General features: G+C 68.3%; 1 pseudogene. It reads left to right on the top strand.

From position 1 onward, the window contains the following. Nucleotides 1-62: 62 nt before the first annotated feature. A pseudogene (locus tag G7A99_RS23865) lies at nt 63-590 on the top strand (branched-chain amino acid ABC transporter permease); the annotation flags it as partial.

Raw genomic sequence — 590 nt, 5'->3', positions numbered from 1 at the left:
GCTCGTGCTGCTGGTCCGTCCCAACGGGCTGTTCGGCACGGTCCAGACGAGGAAGATCTGACATGCGCGGCGGCCGGTTTCTGTTGCTCGGGGTGGTGGCGCTGATCGCGCTCATGCCCCTGTTCGCGCCCTGGAGCAAGACCTTCCTGGTGCTGGCGATCGCCAAAGGGCTCGCGGTGCTCGGCATCGTGGTGCTGCTGCGTGCCGGCCAGGTCTCCTTCGGGCACGCCCTGTTCTTCGCGGCCAGCGCCTACGTGGCGGCCTTCGCCGCGCGGCTGCTCGGTGGCGGCGAGCTGCTCACCCTGCTGGTGATCGGCGCCCTCGGCAGCGGCGTGCTGGGCCTGCTGGTCGGGCTGTTCGTGGTGCGCTACCGCTACATCTTCTTCGGCATGCTCAACCTGGCGTTCTCCATGGTTTTCTACGCCGTGCTGGAGAAGTTCTACCACTACACCGGCGGCAGCGACGGGCTGATCCTCTCGCGTCCGAGCGTGCTCGGCATCGGCCTGGAGCGGCTGCCCTTCGAGTACACGCTGTTCTACGTCGCCCTGGCGACGGCGGCGGTGCTCGGCTGGCTGGTGCACCGCTACCTC

The sequence above is a fragment of the Arhodomonas sp. KWT genome, from assembly GCF_010993615.1.
This window is presented reverse-complemented; position numbering and strand designations above follow the sequence as displayed.